General features: G+C 38.3%; 25 protein-coding genes. 17 read left to right on the top strand and 8 right to left on the bottom strand.

The features are described 5' to 3' along the window. Position 1 precedes the first annotated feature (1 nt). The 7 genes from BM371_RS01755 (at position 2) to BM371_RS01785 (ending at position 5,449) form a co-directional block, all read left to right on the top strand. A complete protein-coding gene (locus tag BM371_RS01755) occupies positions 2–496 on the top strand; it encodes a PPC domain-containing DNA-binding protein (protein ID WP_051882710.1) in 495 nt (164 codons plus the stop codon). Positions 497–528: 32 nt separating this feature from the next. After that, entirely contained in the window at positions 529–1,641 is a 1,113-nt protein-coding gene (locus tag BM371_RS01760) for an NAD(P)-dependent alcohol dehydrogenase (RefSeq protein WP_034675102.1), read from the top strand. Positions 1,642–1,723: 82 nt separating this feature from the next. Further along, the gene (locus tag BM371_RS01765; RefSeq protein WP_051882712.1) at positions 1,724–2,587 is read left to right on the top strand and encodes an alpha/beta hydrolase; all 864 of its coding nucleotides are present in this window, start codon (positions 1,724–1,726) and stop codon (positions 2,585–2,587) included. After that, the gene (locus BM371_RS20950) at positions 2,587–2,817 is read left to right on the top strand and encodes a DUF1275 family protein (protein WP_034675104.1); all 231 of its coding nucleotides are present in this window, start codon (positions 2,587–2,589) and stop codon (positions 2,815–2,817) included. The genes BM371_RS01765 and BM371_RS20950 overlap by 1 nt, the downstream gene beginning before the upstream one ends. Then, the gene (locus BM371_RS01775; RefSeq protein ID WP_081874536.1) at positions 2,711–3,277 is read left to right on the top strand and encodes a YoaK family protein; all 567 of its coding nucleotides are present in this window, start codon (positions 2,711–2,713) and stop codon (positions 3,275–3,277) included. The genes BM371_RS20950 and BM371_RS01775 overlap by 107 nt, the downstream gene beginning before the upstream one ends. A 16-nt stretch (positions 3,278–3,293) precedes the next feature. Further along, a complete protein-coding gene (locus tag BM371_RS01780) occupies positions 3,294–4,334 on the top strand; it encodes an aldo/keto reductase (protein WP_034675107.1) in 1,041 nt (346 codons plus the stop codon). 92 nt (positions 4,335–4,426) lie between these two features. Further along, a complete protein-coding gene (locus tag BM371_RS01785; protein WP_034675109.1) occupies positions 4,427–5,449 on the top strand; it encodes a Gfo/Idh/MocA family oxidoreductase in 1,023 nt (340 codons plus the stop codon). Between the two features lie 5 nt (positions 5,450–5,454). On the opposite strand, the gene BM371_RS01790 is transcribed toward BM371_RS01785, so the two are convergent. Further along, positions 5,455–6,369, bottom strand: a complete 915-nt coding sequence (locus tag BM371_RS01790; protein WP_051882716.1) for a helix-turn-helix domain-containing protein — start codon at positions 6,367–6,369, stop codon at positions 5,455–5,457. A gap of 152 nt (positions 6,370–6,521) precedes the next feature. Here BM371_RS01790 and panB point away from each other — a divergent pair, with 152 nt between their 5' ends. The 8 genes from panB (at position 6,522) to BM371_RS01830 (ending at position 13,356) form a co-directional block, all read left to right on the top strand. Continuing rightward, positions 6,522–7,367, top strand: a complete 846-nt coding sequence (panB, locus tag BM371_RS01795; protein WP_034675112.1) for a 3-methyl-2-oxobutanoate hydroxymethyltransferase — start codon at positions 6,522–6,524, stop codon at positions 7,365–7,367. Between the two features lie 109 nt (positions 7,368–7,476). Further along, positions 7,477–8,148 (top strand): YceI family protein, encoded by a 672-nt coding sequence (locus BM371_RS01800; RefSeq protein WP_034675115.1) that lies wholly within the window; start codon positions 7,477–7,479, stop codon positions 8,146–8,148. Between the two features lie 134 nt (positions 8,149–8,282). Next, a complete protein-coding gene (locus tag BM371_RS01805; RefSeq protein WP_177225336.1) occupies positions 8,283–9,077 on the top strand; it encodes an SDR family NAD(P)-dependent oxidoreductase in 795 nt (264 codons plus the stop codon). 138 nt (positions 9,078–9,215) lie between these two features. Next, complete coding sequence (locus BM371_RS01810; RefSeq protein ID WP_228376722.1) at positions 9,216–9,824, top strand: Crp/Fnr family transcriptional regulator; 609 nt, start codon at positions 9,216–9,218, stop codon at positions 9,822–9,824. Between the two features lie 33 nt (positions 9,825–9,857). After that, positions 9,858–10,730, top strand: coding sequence for a helix-turn-helix domain-containing protein (locus tag BM371_RS01815; RefSeq protein ID WP_034675121.1), 873 nt, complete (start codon positions 9,858–9,860; stop codon positions 10,728–10,730). Between the two features lie 75 nt (positions 10,731–10,805). Further along, positions 10,806–11,981, top strand: a complete 1,176-nt coding sequence (locus BM371_RS01820; RefSeq protein WP_051882719.1) for an iron-containing alcohol dehydrogenase — start codon at positions 10,806–10,808, stop codon at positions 11,979–11,981. A gap of 129 nt (positions 11,982–12,110) precedes the next feature. Beyond that, a complete protein-coding gene (locus BM371_RS01825; protein ID WP_034675123.1) occupies positions 12,111–12,599 on the top strand; it encodes a YybH family protein in 489 nt (162 codons plus the stop codon). A 43-nt stretch (positions 12,600–12,642) separates the two neighbouring features. Next, on the top strand, positions 12,643–13,356 hold the full coding sequence (locus tag BM371_RS01830) for a DUF1080 domain-containing protein (protein WP_228376723.1): 714 nt from the start codon (positions 12,643–12,645) through the stop codon (positions 13,354–13,356). Positions 13,357–13,426: 70 nt separating this feature from the next. Here the strand turns inward: BM371_RS01830 and BM371_RS01835 are convergent, their stop codons facing one another. The 4 genes from BM371_RS01835 to BM371_RS01850 all read right to left on the bottom strand — a co-directional run bounded on the left by BM371_RS01835 (position 13,427) and on the right by BM371_RS01850 (position 16,559). Continuing rightward, positions 13,427–14,092, bottom strand: coding sequence for an alpha/beta hydrolase (locus BM371_RS01835; RefSeq protein ID WP_034675125.1), 666 nt, complete (start codon positions 14,090–14,092; stop codon positions 13,427–13,429). Positions 14,093–14,160: 68 nt separating this feature from the next. Then, entirely contained in the window at positions 14,161–14,994 is an 834-nt protein-coding gene (gene ygiD, locus BM371_RS01840) for a 4,5-DOPA-extradiol-dioxygenase (protein ID WP_034677247.1), read from the bottom strand. 79 nt (positions 14,995–15,073) lie between these two features. After that, complete coding sequence (locus BM371_RS01845) at positions 15,074–15,640, bottom strand: ester cyclase (RefSeq protein ID WP_034675128.1); 567 nt, start codon at positions 15,638–15,640, stop codon at positions 15,074–15,076. An 85-nt stretch (positions 15,641–15,725) separates the two neighbouring features. After that, the gene (locus BM371_RS01850) at positions 15,726–16,559 is read right to left on the bottom strand and encodes a helix-turn-helix transcriptional regulator (RefSeq protein ID WP_228423568.1); all 834 of its coding nucleotides are present in this window, start codon (positions 16,557–16,559) and stop codon (positions 15,726–15,728) included. A gap of 170 nt (positions 16,560–16,729) precedes the next feature. On the opposite strand from BM371_RS01850, the gene BM371_RS01855 reads away from it, so the two are divergent. After that, complete coding sequence (locus tag BM371_RS01855; RefSeq protein WP_034675131.1) at positions 16,730–17,518, top strand: SDR family oxidoreductase; 789 nt, start codon at positions 16,730–16,732, stop codon at positions 17,516–17,518. A 24-nt stretch (positions 17,519–17,542) separates the two neighbouring features. Here the strand turns inward: BM371_RS01855 and BM371_RS01860 are convergent, their stop codons facing one another. The 3 genes from BM371_RS01860 to BM371_RS01870 all read right to left on the bottom strand — a co-directional run bounded on the left by BM371_RS01860 (position 17,543) and on the right by BM371_RS01870 (position 22,250). Continuing rightward, positions 17,543–18,358, bottom strand: coding sequence for an AraC family transcriptional regulator (locus BM371_RS01860; protein WP_034675134.1), 816 nt, complete (start codon positions 18,356–18,358; stop codon positions 17,543–17,545). 101 nt (positions 18,359–18,459) lie between these two features. Further along, a complete protein-coding gene (locus tag BM371_RS01865; RefSeq protein WP_034675135.1) occupies positions 18,460–19,494 on the bottom strand; it encodes an SDR family NAD(P)-dependent oxidoreductase in 1,035 nt (344 codons plus the stop codon). A 290-nt stretch (positions 19,495–19,784) separates the two neighbouring features. Then, a complete protein-coding gene (locus tag BM371_RS01870; RefSeq protein ID WP_034675138.1) occupies positions 19,785–22,250 on the bottom strand; it encodes a glycoside hydrolase family 95 protein in 2,466 nt (821 codons plus the stop codon). 361 nt (positions 22,251–22,611) lie between these two features. Between BM371_RS01870 and BM371_RS01875 the strand changes: the two genes are divergently transcribed. Continuing rightward, on the top strand, positions 22,612–22,938 hold the full coding sequence (locus BM371_RS01875) for a DUF6660 family protein (RefSeq protein ID WP_117601829.1): 327 nt from the start codon (positions 22,612–22,614) through the stop codon (positions 22,936–22,938). Positions 22,939–23,025: the final 87 nt, after the last annotated feature.

Genomic DNA, 23,025 nt, shown 5'->3' on the forward strand with positions numbered 1-23,025 from the left:
TATGGAATCACAATACAAATCTATTGAAACAGTAATAGAATCAGGAAAAGCACCAGGATTGAAAGTGAAACTTCTAAGTGAAGTTGGCGGAGTGAAAACCTATATGCTTGTTTTCGCAAAAGGCGATGAAGTCGTTTCCGGACTTACAGATTTTGCTACAGAATACGAAATCAAAAGTGCCCATTACCAAGGTATTGGAAGTGCATTTGAAACAGAATTAGGCTGGTTTGATTTTGACCGTCAGGAATATCTGGTGAACACTGTCGATATTGCAGAGGTAACCTCGATCATCGGAAATATTACCTGGTACGAAGGAAAACCGGTTGCACATACTCACACGACTGTTTCTTTAAAAGATGGAAGCGTTAAAGGTGGACATTTGCTCAAAATGATTGTCGGGCCAACCATAGAAATTATTATGACTGCAGAACCGACTTATCTCTATAAAAAATTAAACCCGGAGTTCAATGCTGCAGCCATCGATCCGGAATTATAAATAATAAAAAAAACAAATTAAAAATTAACATTATGGAAATTACAGCAGCTATTGTAAAATCACAAGGTAGCGAATTCGAATTGGAAAAAGTAACGTTGGACGAGCCGGGTGCTGAGGAAGTGCTTGTAAAGATCGTTGCAACAGGGATCTGTCATACCGATATGGTTGCCCGTGACTTTATTATGGGTTCACCTAATTTTCCTGTGATCTTGGGTCACGAGGGAGCAGGTGTCATTGAAAAGGTCGGGAGCGATGTTCATCACCTAAAAGTAGGTGATCACGTGGTCTTGACCTACGGATTCTGTGGAGAATGTGAAATTTGCCGAACAGGTAATCCAGCGTATTGTTATGAGTTTTTTGACCGTAATTTCTCAGGAGCGGATATCGAAGGACATCACCACCACCACGATCACGAAGGAAAAGATATCAATGATAATTTCTTTTCTCAGTCTTCCTTTGCAACCTATTCTATCGCTCACAAAAACAATGTGATTCCTGTTCCGAAGGATGCGCCATTGGAAATTTTGGGGCCGCTGGGTTGCGGGATCCAAACTGGTGCAGGTGCCGTGATCAATACACTGAAGATCAAAGTAGGAAGTTCTATCGTGATCTCCGGAACTGGTGCTGTAGGTCTGTCTGCTGTTATGGCAGCTAAGGCTTCATCCGCAACTGTGATTATTGCTGTGGACATCAATGATGACAGATTGGCTTTTGCTAAGGAATTAGGCGCGACTCATACGATCAATTCATTGAATGAAAATGTAAGAGAAAAGATCCGTGAGATCCTTCCAAATGGTGTTCAGTTTGCCGTAGATACAACGGGTAGAAGTGAGGTGATCAACAATTCATTGAACAGTTTGGCTCCTGTTGGAGAAATGGCGATCATAGGTGTTGCGACCAAACCGTTGGAATTGGAAACGAACATTTTCCTTACTAAAGGTTACAAGATCAAATTTGTAAACCAAGGTGATAGCGTATCCGAAGAATTCATTCCGAAATTGATCAAAATGTATCTTCACGGACAGTTTCCGTTTGATAAATTAATTAAAACGTACGCTTTTGAAGATATCAATCAGGCAGTTGAAGATTCTGAAAAAGGAAGAACCATCAAAGCGGTTCTGAAAATCGGAGAATACGCTAAGTAATCTTAAAATATTTTAAGCAAAGCTGTACACTGGTTTCACCAAAAGCTTGTGTAAAGTTTTTGCTTTTTTAAATCAAATCAATATGAAAAAAATAAAATCTATTGCTCTTCTTATAATGATGTACACTGGATTGTCAGCTCAGCAAAACGTTATTCTACCGATCAATGGTAAAGTAAATAAAGATACCGGAAAGGATGAAAAAACTTTAACAATGGATCCAAAGTCCGATAGTCGCACGGTCTATAATGTGACGGTTCCAAGTCTTGCCATTTACAAACCGGAAGGTGCGGCATCCAATGGTACTGCCGTTTTGGTGGTTCCTGGCGGTGCTTTTCATATTCTAGCGTATGACGACGAAGGTGTGAAAATCGCAAAATCATTGGCGGCAAAAGGCTACACGGCGGCAGTTTTGAAATACAGGTTGGTGAAATTGGAAGGAAATAATCCGTTCGGAAAACTGATGGAAAATGCCAAAAACTTCGATACTCTGGAATCTATAATGGCTCCCGTTGTACCATTGGCTATCGAAGACGGAAAAGAAGCAATGAAATATCTTAAATCAAATGCGACAGCTTTAGGTTTCAATAGGGACAGAATTGGGGTCGTCGGCTTTTCGGCAGGCGGAACTATTGCGGCAGCAATCGCTTTGGATAAGGATGTTCGTCCACTCTTCAGTGCACCGATCTATCCATACTTAAATCCTTTGATGAAAACTCCGATTCCTGCAGATCCGCCGCCAATATTCATTGCGGTTACACAGGATGATGATTTCGGGTTTGATATAAATTCAGCTCAATTCTACGAGAACTGGAAAACTGGAAAAGGTCTTGCCGAACTTCACATCTACACGAAAGGACGCCACGGATTTGCCAATAAAACGCAAGGACTTCCTGTCGATCGTTGGGAAGACAGATTGATGGAATGGTTGACCGCAATGAACTTTTAATGCAAAGAGACCTTGTTTTTTACACATCCATCCTGATGGCATTCAGCGCAGGATTTGTGGATGCGAGTACGTTTACGACCGCAGACGGTCTGTTTTCTGCACACGTAACGGGGGAATTTTGTCGTGTTTGCCTACAAACTGGCAAATCACCCTACACTCAGCGATTTTATCAATCTGCTGAGTTTTCCGGTATTTATTCTGGCGGTTTTGCTAACTGGCAAGATGAATAGCTTTTATAAGAATGAAAAAGGATTATCTGTTTTCATCGGGATATTTCTGTTCGTAGCAGGCATTATGGCATATTTTCTAACGCAGCAAGGCATCCAATCAGGATTTTTGTACCATACGATGCTGATGCTCTTTGTCTTTTCAATGGGAATTCAGAATACAGTGAACAGATTGTACGGAAGTTCCGCTTTCGGACCTACAACGGTGATGACTGGAAATGTCACGAAGGCAACTCTGGACCTCTTTAATTATTTTTCAGGACCGCACACGGCTGAGAAATTATTATTGATCAGACGTTCGTTGGTTCTTCTGACAGGTTTTTTGGTTGGATGTATTTTGGGTGCATTGATCTCATCCCGATATGGATTGGTGTCAATGCTCATTCCGGGAATAATCATTGTGATCTACTACACTGTGTTTTTTAAAAAATGCACAAAAGATCTAAATCAAATTTGTTACTAATAATTAAAATAAAATAATGGAATATAGATTTTTGGGCGCATCTGGAATTAAAGTTCCGGTGCTTAGCTTTGGAACTGCCACTTTTGGTGGTAAGAACGATTTTTTCAAAGCCTGGGGAAGCACGCAGGTTGATGAGGCAAAACGATTGATAGACATCTGTCTGGAAGCAGGGGTCAATATGTTTGATACTGCCGACGTCTATTCTGATGGGATCGCAGAAGAGGTTTTGGGCGAGGCCATTGCAGATAAGACGAGAGATCAGTTGATCCTTTCAACTAAAGCAACCTTTACTTTTGGTGAAGGTCCCAATAACCAGGGTTCTTCAAGAAATCACCTTTTAAAACAAGTGGAAGGAAGTTTGAAAAGACTGGGAACAGATTACATAGATATTTTCCATATGCACGGTTTCGACGGCAATACACCTGTAGAAGAGACCCTGCGTACTTTGGACGATCTGGTACAGAGTGGAAAAATAAGATATCTTGCAGCTTCCAATTTCTCAGGATGGCATCTGATGAAGTCGCTGGCGATCTCTGAAAAATATGGTTGGAACAAATATGTTGGACATCAGGTCTATTACTCTTTGAACAACCGTGAATACGAGTGGGAATTGATGCCGTTGGCACTTGACCAAAAAGTGGGAGCAATCATCTGGTCTCCTTTGGCTGCCGGAAGATTGGGCGGGAAATACGGTCGGAACAAGCCGATTCCTCAAGATGGGCGTGTAGCTCAGGGTGGAAGTCCGGTTCCCGATATGGCAGTCAATGAGGAAGTACTTTACAATATTATTGATACTCTGGAAGAAATTGCAGAGGAAACGGGAAAGACTGTCGCCCAAGTTGCTCTTAACTGGCTGCTACAGCGACCAACAGTGTCGAGCATTATTGTCGGTGCAAGAAATGAAGAGCAGCTGAAACAAAATCTCGGCGCAGTGGGATGGGACCTAACCGTTGACCAGATCAAAAAACTGGATGAGGCAAGCACAGTTCCGCCTATCTATCCTTACTGGCATCAGTGGCAAAAAAAAGACCTGAATCCAACACCGAATTTCTATTAAACGAATTAATATTTTTATATTGATCATCAACCGACTATTCAGAATTTAATTCTTTTTGATGGTCAGTTGATGATCTTAATTGAAAGATAAATATGACGCATAAAACTATCAAAGCAGGAGTTCTAACTTTCGGAAAATCGGGAAGTGCCTTTCACACACCATTTCTGAATGCTCATCAGGGTTTTGAACTAAAAGCGATTGTTGAACGCAATCATAAAAAAGCACAAACGATATATCCCGACATCATAAGCTATGATTCTGTGGAGCAGATTTTGAATGACAGATCAATCGATCTTATAGTTGTCAATTCTCCGGATCATCTTCATTTTGAACACGCCAAAGCAGCTTTGTTGGCTGGCAAGCACGTTCTGCTTGAAAAACCGGCTACCATCATTAGCTCGGAAATTAGGGAATTGTTCAATCTTGCTGAAGCGGAACAAAGACATTTGCTTCTTTATCAAAACAGAAGATACGACACGGATTTTTTGACGGTTAAGAGAGTGATAGAAAGTGGACGTTTGGGAAAACTGAAGGAGGTGCATTTCAGATATGATTTCAATTTGCACAAAGATCAGATAGCACAGATGCCGAAGTCTGAGCATAGAGGAGGTGATATCGTTTATGGCTTGGGACCTCATATTTTGGACCAGATCATCAGTTTATTTGGAATGCCTCTGAGTGTGGTTAAAACAACATCAAAAACCGTCAATCCACATATCATCGATTTTTTCAGTTACGTTTTTAAATTTCCCGAAGACCTGACTGTCTTTGCAAGTTCAAATCTTTCAACGGCAGATATGGAACCTGCGTTTAAGCTGAGAGGAACCAAAGGAAGCTTCATCAAAAACAGAAGCGATATTCAGGAAGATCAACTGCTGAAAGGAACAAGTCCAAAGGATGAATTTTATGCATTAGAAAATCAGAATAATGGATTGTTGACAACGCTAGACACCGAAGGAAATAAGATTGAGGAATTCATCAAAACTTCAAAAAGTACCTATATGAAACTCTTCGATGATGTCTATGATCAAATTGTTTATTCAAAGGATTATCCGGTAAAAAAGGAAGAGGTCATTTTTCAGATCGAACTTTTGGAAAGGGAAGATGATTTTTAGAAAGATCAAGTGGTGACCTCATACATTTGCCTACGGTAATTATTCGGAGATATCCCGGAATATTGCTTGAAAAACTTACTGAAGTGAAACTGGTTTTCAAAGTTCAGATGATCTGCGATCTGTTTTACGGGCAGCGCTTTGTTATCTAACAAAACTTTAGCTTCCAAAACCACCATTTCTGTGATAAACTGCCGCGCTGTCTTTCCGGTTTTCTTCTTGAGAAGCTGCGAGAGATACTTTTCATTAATGGACAATTTCTCAGAATAGAACGTAACTTCTCTGCTGGTGAGATAAAATTCTGATAGTAGTTTAATGAATTTGTAAATGAGCGTGTTCGAGTAATCCTGGTCGGTCTCCATGTCATCATAATAAGTTTTTACTTTGAGGAGAATCGACTTGAAGACATTTTTGACCATTTCAGAATGAAGTTCCTGATCATCTTTCCGCTCCTGAAGTTCTGCCATAATTTTGATCAGATCAATGAGTAGCTTCTTATCATTTCCGTGGATAGTTCTGTAGGATGGTAGGCCTTCTCTAATAAAATTGGCAACATTAAAATATTTTCCTAAAATCCCAGAGGTCTTCAAAAAGTCAGGCGTGAAAAGAAGAGAAATGAAATGGGTCTCATTATTTTCCCATTTGAACTGTCTGATCGCAGAAGGCGGAATAATGATAACACCATTCTCTTTCAACTGATATTCCAGGAGGTTGACTTTCAAAGTTAAGAGGCCTTTGATGATAAAGATGATAGAGAAATGTCCTGAGCGAAAAGGCTTGTTCTCAAAAATTTCCGAATCGTACTTCAAAGAGTCATAAATGATCAGATCGGAATCATTCATTTCCAATCCAATATTTTTGCTGATCTCCGAAAGTTCAAGTTCTTTGACCTCAAGCTCTTGATTTGATTTTACCGTGGTCACTATGCAGCTTTTAACAAATATAAAGATCTTTATCTTACTTTTAGATATATGTTGCTTTCTTTTTTCTATGTGATTGACGAATTAGCAATGCGAACTTTGTGAATTCACTTTGTTATCCATGATCATCAATCAGCTAATATCTATTCAAAGAAATGTTAATAAATAAAGCAACAGCTAAAAGTAAAGTTACCGTCCAGGTTTTCAGAAAAATGAAGGAAAAAGGACAGAAAATAAGTATGTTGACCGCTTACGATTATACAATGGCAAAATTGGTCGACCAGGCAGGTATTGATGCCATCCTTGTTGGAGATTCTGCCGGTAATGTGATGGCTGGTTATGAAACTACTTTGAGCGTAACGCTCGACGAAATTATTTATCACGCCAAGTCTGTAAAAAGAGCGGTGAAGAATGCGCTTATTGTTGTCGATATGCCTTTCGGAACGTGTTCCGGTGACCCGATAGATTCCTTGCACAACGCCATCAGAATTATGAGAGAGACCGGAGCTGAAGCTTTGAAGATAGAAGGCGGAGAGGAGCTGTTGCCCGACATCAGAAAAATAATTGCCGCTGGAATTCCTGTGATGGGACATCTCGGTCTGATGCCTCAGTCGGTACATCAATATGGCGGATTCGGGTTGCGTGCAAAATCTGAAATGGAAGCGCAAAAACTTAAAAATGATGCCGCACTTTTAGAGGAAGCAGGATGTTTTGCCGTTACATTGGAAAAAGTTCCTGCAGCTTTGGCAGAAGAAATCGCTCTGTCGTTAAGGATTCCGGTTATCGGGATTGGTGCAGGTTCGCAGGTTGACGGTCAGGTTTTGGTCGTCCACGATATGCTCGGATTGAATCAGGAATTCTTGCCAAAGTTCGTACGCAAATATGCAGAATTGGGAGATACCGTTAAGAAAGCGGTAAATGATTATATTCTTGATGTTAAAAACAGCGATTTTCCATCTGCCAGCGAGTCGTACGAAAATCCGACCAAAGAAGTTGTCTGATTTTAAGCAGGAAATTACTCAAAATCACAATCATTCTTCCGATAAGTGTAATTTTTCGGACGCCGTTTTTTGGAAATTTGCAGTATAATTAATTAAAAATAATTTCAAAATGAAAAAGTTAAGCATTATCGCATTGGCAGGAGTAGGTTTACTTCTTGCTTCTTGTAACAAAAATTCTACCCAAACGCCTTCTCAGGAACAGCAGGTTGCTGAAAAGCAAGGAGATGTTTTTGCTGTTGATACTACATCTTCAGTCGTGAATTGGAAAGCATTTCACAAAGGTGGATTTGCACCAAGATGGGGAACACTTTCCGTATCATCAGGAGAATTGTCTTTAGCTGACGGACAGCTGAATGCTGGAGAATTTGTAATCGATATGAAATCATTGAAAGTTGACCCTGCTTCTGTTACCGAAAAAGATAAAAACTATGCTGAATTGGAAGGGCATTTGAAAAGTGCAGACTTCTTTGATGTAGAAAAAAATCCGACTGCGGAATTTAAAGTGACCAAAGTTGAAGACTTGGCTGCGGCTACAAGCGATGCTGTGGAAGGTGCCAACAAAACAATCAGTGGTAACCTGACTTTACAGGGAAAAACGTTGAATGTATCTTTTCCTGCCAATGTACAGGTTGCTGACAAAACAGTTTCTGTGAAAGCAAAATTGACCGTAAACCGTACTGATTGGGGAATTAAATTCGGAACGAACGAAGCAGACCCTGCAGAATGGATGATCAGCAAAGATATTGAGATAGGCGTTGACGTGAAAGCAACGAAACCTTAAAATAACATTATCAATCTTACACTAGTTTAAGCTAAATTCTTCAACTATGTTATGGGTATATCTTCTGTTTTTAGTGGAACTTTGAAAATTGCACTTTATACAGAAGATGTACTCTTTAATATTTTAAAATTAAAATGGATTTACAGTTAAAAGGAAAGAAAGCTCTGGTCACAGGATCTACAGGTGGAATTGGTTTTGGGATTGCTCTGGGACTTCTTCGTGAAGGAGCCACCGTTTACATCAATGGAAGAACAGATGAGAAAATAAATGAAGCGATTGCCAGACTTAAGAAGGAAGTTCCGGATGCAATTGTAGAAGGAATTACTGCAGATTTCTCTAAGGTTTCTGAAGTTAATAATTTGATCAAAGCTTTGCCCGAAATAGATATTTTGGTCAACAATGTCGGTGTTTATGGCGATCAGCCTTTTGAAACTACAGAGGATGCGGAATGGCTCAACGATTTTGAGGTGAATGTTCTAAGTGGCGTACGATTGTCACGTCATTATGCTCCATTAATGAAAAGTAAAAACTGGGGAAGAATTATTTTTATTTCCAGTGAATCTGCCATCAATATTCCGGAAGATATGATTCTTTACGGGGTAACGAAAACAGCATATTTGGCTTTAAGCAGAGGTCTTGCTAAGCTGATGAAGGGAACGAATGTAACAGTTAATGCTATATTGCCAGGTCCTACTTTAGCTGAAGGAACAGAAAAGATGTTTGATAAGATCGCAGCAGAAAAAGGAATCTCTGTTGAGCAGGCTCAATTAGATTTTATTAAAGAAAAGAGACCTTCGTCTGTGATTGAACGATGGGCTACAACTGAAGAAGTTGCTAATCTTGTCGTATATGTGGCGAGTCCACTTTCTTCGGCTACCTCTGGCGCAGCACTTCGTGTTGATGGGGGAGTTGTAGACAGTGCGTTTTAGATTTGGATCAATTTTTTTGATTAATTTTTACATATTTTCAAAAGACATCTGATTTTAGATGTCTTTTGATTTTTCTACTTTCAAATTTGAGATGATTCTAAAATAATATCTTTACATATATTTAAAAAAAATAACACTTTGGATAGAAGTCAAAATTTAGAAAACCCATTGGATGTATTGATTGGCAGCTTCAACAATTCTTTTCCTTTGAACGAAAGTGAGGAGGAAGAGGTTAGAAGGCTTTTCAAAAAGAAAGTACTAAAAAGAAAAGGTGTTCTGCTGCAGGAAGGTGATGTCTGTAGACATATTTCGTTTGTGGTTTCCGGATGTTTCAAAATGTATGCAGTGGATTCCAATTTTAAAGAACACAATCTACAGTTCGCTATAGAGAATGAATGGATTGCCGATATTCAAAGTTTTTATGATGAAAAACCGAGCAGACTAAACATCGAAGCTCTTGAACCGTCTGTAGTTCTTCAGATCACTCACGAAGACCTGCTTTATTTATATATCAATTATCATAAGTTCGACCGGAATTTCAGGATTATTAACGAAAGAAAATTTATCAATTTTCAGGACAGAATTTTACAGAGCATCAGTTTTACGGCTGAGGAAAGATACCTTAATTTTCAACGAGATTTCCCTGAATTGATCAAAAGATTACCAAACACACAGATTGCTTCCTATCTGGGAATCACCTCAGAATTTCTAAGTAAAGTGAGGAAAAATATCGTCAAAAAGAAATGACCTTGCTAACGATTAATGATTAAAATTTAGAATTTGGAACGTTTAGAAATAAAGAAAAATATACAAAAACCAGAAGATCAGAATTTGTCTTTCAGGGTTTTTGATCTGAATCAATCGAATCTTAAAGATTATCTTGAACCTCATAAGAAAGATCACTTTTGTATTCTGATGGTAGAATCAGGAGGGCTTGGACTTCAGATCGAAGATCAGACCTTCAAACTCAATTCAGGTAAAATATCGATTATTTTTCCCGAACAGATTTCTTTTATCACTTCAGTTTCCTCAGATATCTCCGGTAAAATTATTTTGTTTGAGGAAATCCTATTTTGTTCTGATATTCTTAAAAATGAATTGCTTTCCTACAATGTTGATCTGGCGACTCATCTCAATTGTGTCTTTCTATCACCGTTAGAATTTGAAAAGTCAAAGAAGCTCACCGTTGATATTGAGAACGTTTATCTTGACCCAAGTCTTGTCCGAAAAGAGCAGGCACGTTTTTATATCAAAATTTTCCTTCTTGGATTAATTGAGTTGGTTCACGGTCAGCATCCTGTTTTACAGCACGAAACGGATAAAAATTTATATATTCGATTTAAAAAAATGCTTAACGAACGCTATAAAACTGAACGAACTGTGCAGTATTACGCTTCAAAATTGGCAATCACTACCAAGAAGCTGAACAATATTACGAAGAAGCATTGTGATGAAACAGCGATCAATGCCATTCATAACCGTATTCTTCAAGAAATCAAAAGATTATTATTGTTTTCTGACCTTTCCCACAAGCAGATTTCATTGGAATTGGGATTCAGCTCGCCTTCAGCATTGAATAAATTCGTAAAGACCAAATTAAAGGAAACACCGACCGAGCTTCAGGAAGAACTGGCTCAAATTTATAACAGATAGACCCAATTGTATAACACCTCGCTTTCTGCCTGATCTACCTTTGTACTATAATTTTAAAGTAAAATATAATACAGAATGAGCAAGTTATTTATTGCAGGGGAAGTATTCCACGGTGCGGGAAGTCTCGAAGAATTAAAAAATATCAAAGGTAAAAAAGCAGTTTTGGTGACTGGAGGAAGCTCGATGAAAAAAAGCGGGACTTTAGATAAAGCAGTAGCTTATCTGAATGAAGCGGGAATAGAAACCAAGATCTATGAAGGAGTAGAAGAAGATCCGTCATCAGAAACCTGTTTTAAAGGTGCGGAAATGATGAAGGAATTCCAGCCTGACTGGATCGTTGGTATTGGTGGTTGCTCAGCAATCGATGCAGCAAAAATGATGTGGGTTTTCTATGAATATCCGGACGCAGATTTTGAAGCGATGATCAAACCTTTCAGTGTTCCGACACTGCGCCAGAAAGCAAAATTTATCGCAATTCCTTCTACAAGCGGAACAGGAACTGAAACTACAGGTCTTGCCGTGATCACAGACCGTGATAAAGGCGTGAAATATCCAATTGTTTCTTACGAATTGACACCAGATGTTGCAATTATCGACGGCGAGATCTGCGCATCTATGCCGGCTCACGTTACATCAAACACAGGATTGGATGCCTTGACGCATTGCGTAGAAGCTTATGTTTCAAACATCGACAATAATTTTGCAGATGCATTGTCCAAAGGTGGTTTAAAAATCGTTTTTGACAATCTGAAAGAAGCGGTACAAAATCCAACTAATATCGCGGCCCGTCAGAATATGCACGATGCATCTTTTATGGGAGGTTTAGCTTTCAACAACGCTTGGTTAGGAATTGTTCACTCATTATCTCACCAGGTTGGTGCTTTGTTTGGCGTTCCACACGGTGCTTGTAATGCGATCTTCTTACCGAATGTGATTCGTTTCAACTCAAAAGAAAGCAGCCGTTTTCCTGATTTAGCAAAAGTGATCGGTAAAGAAACCACTGAAGAGTTAGCACAGGCGATTGAAACTCTGAGATCTGAAGTTAACAATCAAACTGCGATCAAAGAATTCGGGATCTCTCGTGAAGACTGGGATAAAAATCTTGACTTTATGGCAAACAATGCATTTTTAGACCCTTGTACAGGTTTCAATCCTAGAAAACCAACCGTTGAAGAGTTGAAAGATATTTATAACGCTTGTTATGAAGGTCTTGTTTATTCCGAGGAAAAAGTTTTAAATGTAGCTTTGTAATTCAAATTAAGTAAAACCATCCAATTTGTATAAACCCTTAAACTAGTTTAAGGGTTTTTCTTAAGCTTGTTTATGGAGTTCTGTGGATCATTAATACTAGTTTTGTTTCAATATTTAATTTTAAAAATTATGAAAAAAACAGCAATTACTGCACTTGCAGTGTTCGCACTTTCAATGGGATTCTCATCCACAACGAATGCACAAAAACAAAATACTAAAGCAGTTTCTGTAAAATCAAATTCAGATAAGACGGAAGTTGTAAAGCTTGTGAAAGATTACTTTGCAGCATTAAACAGTTCAGACGCTTCCAAAGTTGTGTCCTTATTTACAACAGATGGTGTTCTGTTGGCTCCCGGTGCTCCAACAGCAACAGGTTCTGAGCAGGTAAAAGGAACATTCCAATATGTGTTTGATAATTTTAAATACAGTCTGACTGTTACAATTGGCGAGGTTGTTGTTGATAAAGATTACGCATTCGCAGCGTCTACTTCTAAGGGTTCTTTTGTCATCAAATCAAGCAACCAAACGGTTGAGGATGATTTCAGGGAAACTTTTGTTTTGAAAAAAGTTGGCGGACAGTGGAAGATTGCAAGATATATGTACAACAAATCAAAATAACAAAATGAGCCGGAATTTTTTCGGCTTTTTTTAAAACTAAGATATGATAAGATTTATCAAATTTAAAAAAGATGTGAAGAAGCCTTTAACATCTTTATCTTTATTACTTACTTTAATGATTTCGACATCCACTATTTCCGCTCAGAATATCAAGCTTGAAGAATCAAATTTTACAGCGGTGCAAACTTCAGTTTCAATAGAAAAAATCGAAGGAAAGAAAGCGGTGAAAGTCATCAAGTCGAAGGCAGTTGTCAAAGATGATGAAGCGACCTATGCTAAAGTGAATGATTTGAAATTCAGAGATGGAATAATTGAGGTGGAAGTTCTTTCAAGGTTACTTCCGGATGCGCCAGAGCACGCCAGAGGATTTATCGGTCTGGCTTTTAGAATTGATGATGATAATTCAAAATTTGAGAGCATATACATCCGACCGACCAACGGAATAGCAGACGACCAGCTAAGACGAAACAGAAGCATCCAGTATTTTTCGTATCCTGATTTTAAATTTACCGATTCAAGGAAATCAGCGCCGGGCGTTTACGAAACTTATGCGGATATGGCTTTGAACCGTTGGATAAAACTTAAAATTGAAGTGAAAGGGGCGAAAGCAAAACTCTACATTGACAATGCAAAACAACCGAATCTCATCGTGAACGATCTGAAAATGGGCGCAGGACCATCTGGTTTTGTAGGGCTTTTTGTAGATATAGGAACGGAAGGGTATTTTAGGAATTTGAAAATTTATCCGGCTCAATAATATGAAGTCAGTTATAAAAAAACAGGAACGATATTTAAATTGTTCCTGTTTTTTTGATCTATAATTAAGATTATTTCGACTGATTGGAAAGCCATTTCACCACGTCACCCAACATCTGCTGGTTAACAGTATGGTCTTCCGGATATTGATGAAATTCAGGCTGTAAACCTTTGCTGTGAAGATAATCTATGGCGTCTGTTGCATATCCAAACTTCAAAACAGAATCGTGTGTTCCGTGGGAAACAAAGATGTTCAGCTTTTTCAGTCTTTCATCAGATACGATCAATGGTCTTACTTCCGAAAGCAATCTTCCGCTCATCACGGCGATTCCCTTTATTTTTTCTGGTTCCGTCAAAGCCACACTGTAACTCATAATTCCACCCTGACTGAATCCCATCAGATACACCTGCTCTTCATCGAAGTCCTCCACGTTTTTCAAATCATCGATGAACTGTATGATTTCTTTTCTTGAATTTTCCGCCTGCTCCTCATTGATGATAGAACGGTCCGGCATGATCTGCGCCTGAAACCACGCATAGCCATTGGGTCTCAAAGTCAGAGGTCCTCTTGCGGAAACTACCAAAAAGTTTTCTGGTAAAGCATCTGCAAAAGAAAACATATTCTGTTCATTGCTTCCCACACCGTGCATTAAAATAACCAATGGTGTTTTCTCCGTTTTTATTTTGGGTTGTCTTACCAAATAATGTAAGCTCGGTTTTTTGTCTGTTGTTATCATTTTAAAACTTAAACTGATTAAAATTATGGACGCTAAAAAAGCAAACGCCCAAACATACTTTGTTTTTATCACGCTTTATCGATTTTTACCGACATCATATTCAGTGAACCTGCCACCAGACCGTCATTGAAGATGGTCGCCTTTTCATCTTTTTCTTGTAGGCCCAACGTGTAGAGTAGAGGTAAGTAATGTTCAGGAGTTGGGATAGACATTTGAACTTCTTTTCCCAACTGGTCATATCTGATCAAGGATTTGTGGTCGCCATCTGTGATGAGGTTTTTCAGTTTTTCATTCGCAGTTGTTGCCCAGTCAAAAGCATATCCCGGAACCATCATTTTATCCCACGCGGCCATTCTTAGATTGTGAACGGTATTACCACTTCCGATAATTAAGACGCCTTTTCTTCTCAATGCTGAAAGTTCTTTTCCTAAAGCATAATGATATTCAGGATCTTTGGTATAGTCCATACTCATTTCGATAACAGGAATATCTGCGTTGGGATAAAGAAATTTTACAACTGTCCAGCATCCGTGGTCAAGCCCCCAGTCTTCATTCAGTCCAACTTGTGTCGAAGTAATGAGTTTCTGTGTTTCCAAAGCCAGATCCGGACTTCCCGGCGCTGGATATTGCACATCAAATAATGCCTGAGGAAATCCGCCAAAATCGTGGATGGTCTGTGGCTGCTGCATTGCGGTCACAAATGTTCCTTTGGTTTCCCAGTGTGCAGAGATGCAAAGAATTGCTCTCGGTTTCGGCAATGTTTTTGCGACAGCCTGGAAACCCTGTGTAAAGATGTTGTCATCAATTGCATTCATCGGGTTTCCGTGCCCCAAAAAAAGTACCGGCATTCGTTCTGTGGGAGCCAGATTGTCTGTTAAACTGTGCAATGTATTGAGTTTCATCGCAGCGGCTCCAAGTGGTAAAAGTGCCATAGCTTTTAAAAAATCTTTTCTATTCATAAAAAACCTGTAGACAGATTTGTTATTTGTTCATAATTTGATCCATATAAGACTTGTTGTCCCAGAACAGATACTCTTCGCTCATTGTTCCGTCTGTGTTCCAGATTCCGATGGTTGCCATTGGAAGTTTGAATTTTTTTCCTGTTGGCTGGATGAATGTTCCGTCACCAAGCGGCATTGGTTTGGTGAAAGTCCCTTCCATATAACCCATCACGGCAGTCATATTTCCGCTACCCAATTTCAACGGATGTTCTTTGATTCTTGTATCAGGTGCGTAAACGAACATTGCGTCCAAAGTTTTGATGTGTTGCTCAATTCCTTTTTCGGTGTGTCCGTCCGGGAAATGTACTAAGATATCTTTGGCGTGGCTTTCGTGAAGTCTTGTCCAGTCTCTGTTGCTGAATACGGTGTAATCCAAAGTGTCGAAAGTAGCTAGGTTTTTAGCGATAATTTCGTTGGACGCAGCTAATTCTTTAATTTGTTTTAAAGCTTTATCAGATTCAGCTGACTTTTTAGTTTGTGCTTTGGCTGTGAACATTGTTACGAATGCTGCAGCGATTAATCCTTTTGTTAAGAATGATGTGTTCATTTTTTGTTTGTTTAAAAATTATGGTACAAATTTCCGAAACAAACGATATGAAGAGATAACACAAATCGGCAGAATAGTTGTGATTTTAGGAAATGATCTTTGCCATTTCTTTTCGGTATTCCGAAGGCGTGAAGCCAGATTTCTTTTTAAAAGCGTGGGTGAAATAGGTTTTTTCATTAAAGCCAAGCTCGTAGCCGATCTCAGCAATCGTCTTATCTGTTGTTATTAAAAGGTTTTTAGCTTCCGTTAGTTTTCTGGTTTCAATGATTTCTGAAACGCTTTGATGCAAAATATCCTGACAGATGAGATTCAAGTTTCTTGTACTCATAAAAAGCTTCTCTGCATAGAAATTCACATCTTTGGCTTCCATAAAATGTTCATCCAAAAGTTTCAAAAAATTCTTGAACGTATTGCTCTGTATTTTTTTGGATTCATCATTATTGAGGTTGAGCTTTTTTCGTTCGGACTCAATAATCGTAAATAAACTGCTGAGCAATTGTCGGATAACTGACAAATCGGGGTTTGGTTGATTGTATTCCTGAAAGATAATTTCACAAATAACATTCAATCTGTCAAAACACTCATCCGTTTTCAGACAAATGTTCGCCTTGTCGTGATACGTAGAGTAGAGCTGAAAAACCGTATCAGCAATAAATTCACTTTTAAAACGAATGGCCCAGATGTCACATTTTCCATCTCTTGCCAAAGGTCTCACGCGATGTACTTTACCCTGTGCAATGAAGCTGACGAACGGTGCGTCCATTACCTGAGATTTAAAATCGATAAAATGTTCCAGCTGACCTGATTTTCCAATGAGTAATTCTTCGAAATCGTGGTTGTGCGGTTCATTGTCTAACTGGCTGATTCTTTGGGATTCAGCTAGATCGATTTTGAACATTTTAAAAATGTCGTTCATCATCTTAAATTAAACAATAAATTTAATGAAATTTGCTGTACAATGATCATTATTTTGTACTGCAGTTATAGATAAATTATTCAGCCAGATTGTTCTTTTTAAACATATGTTTTGGTAAATTTATCTCTCAATACAGTTTGGTGAAATCATCAACAATTCAAAAATAATCCGTTATGAATATTGACCTAAAAAATAAAAACGCTCTTGTCGGCGCTGCAACTCAGGGAATAGGTGCGGGCATTGCAACAGAACTCGCAAAATGTGGTGCCAACGTGACTTTGATGGCTCGGAATGAAGAGAAACTTAAAAAATCTGTTACTGAACTTCCTGTCATTAACCAAAATCAAAAACACCAATATCTCGTTGCCGATTTTTCTGATTTTGAAAGTTTTAAAACGATTATTACAGATTATTTTAAAGACAATAATATCGATATTCTGGTCAACAATACAAACGGTCCCGAGCCAGGAATGGCGGTTGATAAAAGCGTTGATGATTTTCAGAGAGCTTTTGATTTGCTTTTTAAAACCGTTTGCGAGACTACCGCTTTGGCATTACCTTATATGATTGAACAAAAGAACGGACGTATCATCAATGTTTCTTCTTTGTCTGTGAAAGAACCCATCAATAATTTAGTACTTTCCAACTCCATCCGTTCTGCAGTTGCGGCCTGGTCGAAGTCTTTGTCTAATGAAGTGGCGCAGCATAATGTGACTATCAATAATGTTTTGACCGGCTATTTCGATACTGAAAGAATTCAGAAATTAATTAAAGTTGAATCTGAGCAAAGTGGAAAATCACCTGAAGAAATTAGAAAAGCGAGAGAAAACAAAATCCCGATGAAACGTTTGGGAAAACCTGAAGAATACGGTCATCTTGTAACCTTTTTGGCTTCTGATTATGCGGCTTACATTACCGGAACGAATATTCCGCTGGATGGTGGATTGGCTAACATTTATTAAATAAATGTAAAGATCGGATAAGCTCTAAATCTTTTTTTCTGAAAGCTTTGTAGGTGAGTAACCAAAATGCTTTTTAAAAGCGTAAGAAAAGTGCGATAAGTTTTCGAATCCTGTTTCGTAATATACATCTACAGGTTTTCTTTTTTTCTCGCTCAATTCATAATACGCAAGTTCTAAACGTTTCTCGGTAAGCCATTTTTGTGGTGTGGTTTTAAAAGCGATTTTAAAATCCTTTTTAAATGTAGTCAGGCTTCTTCCGGTGAGATAAGCAAATTTTTCAATCGCCATATTGAACATAAAATTCTTCTCCATAAAATCTGCAATACTGATCTTTCCGGGTTCTGAGAAATCAGCCAGAATACCGTCTATATTTTGATCGATATTGCGAAGGATTGTCAGTATTTCCTCTATTTTTAAAGCGGTTATTTTTTCAGGCAGTTCACTTTCCAATTCGAAATAGGGTATTATTGAGGAAAAAAAACTTTCCAGCAAAGGATGTTTTTCAAAGGTGAGGATCTTCTGGTTATGGTGTTCTGATGATCTGATGGGATTTTTAGTAAAAAAAGTCTTCAGCCTCTCGGTGGTCAGGGTCATAACCACAGATCTGTAGTTTCTGCCATCTTTCGGATATTTGATCAGCGTACATAATTGATTTCTGGGAAACAGCAGCATATCGCCGGATCCAAAAGTATGTGTTTTGTCTGCCAGGATGATCTTCATCTCACCTGAGATGATCTTTACAACAGAATGGTGCTCAAGGACAATTTCATCTTTGAAGTATTTTTCCTCTATGCAGGCAAGAACGATCTCAGCATAGTTATTTTGTTTTTTTTCTGCCATAAACCTTAAATCTATCAAATTTACAAAAAACATATCAGAGCAGTATTTTTCTGTCCTGATATGATTGTGTTTGAACTGTTACTGTCTGTCTTTAGAAAATACTAAATGATGAATTTAACACCGGTTAAATTTTCACTTAATATCCACAGCTCCTTTGCCGATGTTTCATCCAGGGCATAATCCAGAACACCTGATAATTTTTTAATATCCGTCATTCTGTCTGCAAAATTTTCCTGGCTTTCATCTATAGAGTGATCTACTTCCGCGATATTGTTGTTTTCGCAATAAACGCCTCCTATTTCATTCAAATCCGGGCTGGTGGCTACCGATACGGTTGTAGAAGCACCTTGAGAAATTGTTTTTAATCCTTTCAACGCATCTCTTACTACGTCACCATTTTCATCATAAACACCTAAACCGGAAAGTTGTTCATCTGTAAGATGTCTTTTAAGGTCTGTTTCTACAATGGCTCCGGGATGTAATGAATAAGCTCTTACACCATAATCTTTACCTCTGTTATCCAGCTCTACCGAGAACAGGATATTGGCAGTCTTGGATTGACCGTAACCCAGCAAGGTTTCATATTCCCTTTTCTCAAAATTAGGATCTTCAAAATTGAATTTTGAATAATGGTGTCCCCAGGAAGAAATATTGATCACTCTTGCGCCCTCGGCCTCAACCAAGGCTTTCCATAGTCTGGAAGTTAATTGGAAATGACCGAGATGATTTGTTGATAATTGAGATTCATAACCACGACTGTCCCTTTGCAAAGGCACCCACATAATTCCGGCGTTATTGATCAGAACATGTAATGGTCTTTCAGATGACATAAATTTTTCTGCAAATGAATCTATGGAAACAGGATCCATCAGATCCATTGTTTCCAGCTCCACATTTGCGATTCCTGCCAGATTATTCTTTGCTTTTTCCGTATCTCGTGCCGGTACGATCACCGTTGCTCCGGCCGATGTTAATGCCTTAACGGTTTCTAATCCTATCCCCGCATAACCACCAGTGACGATAGCGATTTTCCCGGTAAGATCAATTCCTTTAATAACTTCCATTGAAGTTGAAGCCCCATTAAATCCTGAGTTGATTGGTTGCTGTAATGCACCTTGGTAATTGTTGTTTGACATATAAATCTGTTTTTTGTTGATACAAATTTAGATTGGTATGCAAAGGTTAACTTTGTTTAGAAGTCGTGTTTTACTTTGTTTATAGGTTGTGGCAATTATTTACAATTTTGATGATTTAATCAAAGATTTTATACAATGCGGTAAATGATCAAGTCAATTTGAAAAGAGAATGAACTGCAATTATTTATTTAAAGTTCCATTGATATATTTAATGAAGAGTATTTTTTAAATAACAAAAACTCCTGATAAAAATATTTATCAGGAGTTTTTAGTTCAGGTTTTAGATTAAATTATTTCACATCAAAAATGTAAGTTTTACCTTTTTCAGTATTAAAATCAAAAAGTTGAGTTTCCCTAACAGCGAATCCTTTCATTTCAGCTTGATCAGATTTTAAAGGTGTTTTAATGGAATTAACCTGATAATATTCGTTGGGGTTTTCACCTTTTGCGGTGATGAAAGTTGTTTTTGATTTTAGCTGTATATTTTTTGCCAATCTAATTCTCGCATTCCCACCCAAAGTAGATTTAATGGTCAGTTTTGTCAGTTTGGAATTTTTCCAATCCATATCGATTTCAAAACCACCTCTTGCTTTCAATCCTTTCACAGAGCCGTTTGGTAAAGCATCTGGAAGTGCAGGCAAAAGATAGAGATAGCCATCATAACTTTGTAAAAGCATCTCAGCAATCCCGGAAGTACAGCCGAAATTTCCGTCAATCTGAAACGGCGGATGCGCATCCAAAAGGTTAGGATAAGTTCCTCCGGATTGTCCTTTGCTTTCCATCGGAGCTGGCGTCAATTGGTCTGAAATCAATTTAAAAGCACGGTTTCCATCCAATAATCTTGCCCACCAGTTCACTTTCCAACCCATTGACCAACCTGTGGATTTATCGCCACGGTAAATCATAGAATTCTTTGCTGCTTCCGCTAAATTTGCGTTTCTGAACGGCGAAATCTGACCTGATGGAAACAGACCGTACAGATGAGAAATATGTCTGTGTTTATCATCGGTTCTGTCCATATCGGTGAGCCATTCCTGCAACTGGGCGTGTTGCCCGATTTGCATTGGCGGAAGTTTACTCAAAGTCGATTTTATCTCATCCGAAAGACTTTTGTCCAGATTTAAAGCTTTTGAAGCATTGATGAAATTATTAAATACATCAAACACCAACTGGTTGTCCATCGTCGTTCCTGCCGTGATGCTTACATTTTTGAAGTATTTGTTTTCGGGAGACATTGAAGGCGATACCACGAGATACTTTTTCGAAGGGTCTTGTTGGAGAACATCCAAATAAAATAAGGCGCATCCTTTCAAAGCTTCGTAGTTCTTCTTTAGAAATTCTTTATCTCCGGTGTACAGATAGTGGTTCCAGACGTGTTGGGTAAGCCATGCTCCGCCCATTGGCCACATTCCGTAGAAACCGCCGTCTACAATTCCTGTAATTCGCCACAAATCGGTATTGTGATGCATATTCCAGCCTCTTGCATGGTACATTTCTTTTGCGGATTCCTGTCCTGTAACCGATAAATCCTGAATCATATCAAACAAAGGCTCGTGCATTTCGGAAAGATTGGTGTTTTCTGCCGGCCAATAATTCATTTCTGTGTTAATGTTCACTGTGTATTTACTGTCCCAGGCCGGATTTAATTGATAATTCCAGATTCCCTGAAGGTTTGCGGGCTGCGTTCCCTGTTGTGACGAGGAAATCAAAAGATATCTTCCGAACTGAAAATACAGAGCCACCAAATCCGGGTCGCTGGAATTTCCAAACTCTTTAATTCTGACGTCTGTAGTTTTTTTCGCCTGCTCATTTGTCCCCAAATCTAAACTGACCCGCTTAAAATATTTTTGATATTTATCAATATGAGCCTTGAGTTCAGCGTCGTACTTTTTATTTAATGCTGATTTCAAATACTCTGAAACTCTCACATCAGGATTTCCGCTAAGGTCATTGTATTTTTTAAAATTGGTGGCGATAGAAACATAAATGACCACTTCATCCGCACCCGAAATATTCAGTTGGTCATCGGTCGAGGTCAGTTTCCCACCTTTTAAAATGGGAAGAGCGATGGTTTTAAAATTAATTTTACCTGTTTTGTTATCTGCTGAGCCGCTTGTTCCATTGATGACCAATTGGTTTTTCTTAGTAAAGATTGATTTTTTCAGATGTGGGGTGGAAGCATTGAGATTGAAATTCAGACTTCCTTTTTTGCTGGAAGTTAGTTTGATCATAATCACATTATCCGCAAATGACGAGAAAATTTCACGTTTGAAAGTCACACCATTCACTTCGTAAGAAACTGTGCTGATGGCTTTTTCAATGTCTAAGGTCCTGTTATAATTCTTAAAATTTTCGTGACCCTTGAAATCTAAAAATAAATCGCCCATCGTCTGATACGGCATTCCATAATTTAAATCTTTCGGAGCAGTTCTCGGGTAAGTGTTATTGGTAAGGTCCTGCGCTTTTTCAAACTGACCTTCATTGATTAACCTGCGAACTTTCTGGATGCTGTCAAATGTATTTTTGGGAACATTATTTCCGGGTTCTCCAGCCCAGATGGTTTCTTCATTCAACTGCAGATGCTCCTGAATGGCGCCACCAAAAACCATTGCTCCCAACTTTCCGTTTCCGATGGGCAAAGCCTCATTCCAGTTTTCTGCAGGTTTGTTATAATTTAATTTTAAATTTTGCTGTGCCTGAACGGAAATAGAAATGACTGTTCCGACGATAAAAAATGCAATTTTACTTCTGACCATTATTAATTTAAGTTTTAATCTGACGTTATTTTGAAACGACAGGATAGGGTTTTAAAACTAATGATTTTAAATCATATGCAACCATATCTTTAATTATATGATAAGGGTGTATTGGTTATTATTTTATATATTGACAATCAGTTAGATGTAATATTGTGTTTCATTCTATAGTAGCTCGTTTTAATGATTTTACCTGTTTTGTAATGCATTTTGATTACCAAAAACCACCAGTATTTCAATATAAAGTAATCGATTACACAGAATATCTACATTTATTTTAAATTAAATTCAAGAGTAAGTTATTTGATTTGAAGCAGGAGATATTTGAATGTATGCGAACTATTTTTTATACATTTGTCAGGTGAAATTTTTAAGACTCATATTGACCATCTACTTCATCGCATTATTGGTAATGCCTTGCAGTGATGTTAATGCACAGTCGGTTTCTCTTAATCATTCTGAAATTTCACCGAATAGAGAGCGTTCTCATTCTACGGAGAAAGATGATGCCTGTTCTCCTTTCTGCTTTTGCAGCTGTTGTCAAATAACAGTTACCGCTTTTAAAATTGGACCGTTATTAGAAATTCCTTCAAAGATCCCTGTCTATTTTTCCAAAAAGATTCTTTTTCATAAGAACAATATTGCCTATCAGGTTTACGACCACATTTGGCAACCTCCAAAGATTTAATTTTTTATCGATTTTTTGAAAGACGTTGCAGTTGATGCAATTGTCTTTAATAGTACGTTTGCTGTATTATGAATGATGATTTGACTC

This window comes from Chryseobacterium formosense, assembly GCF_900116415.1.
GTDB lineage: Bacteria > Bacteroidota > Bacteroidia > Flavobacteriales > Weeksellaceae > Chryseobacterium > Chryseobacterium formosense.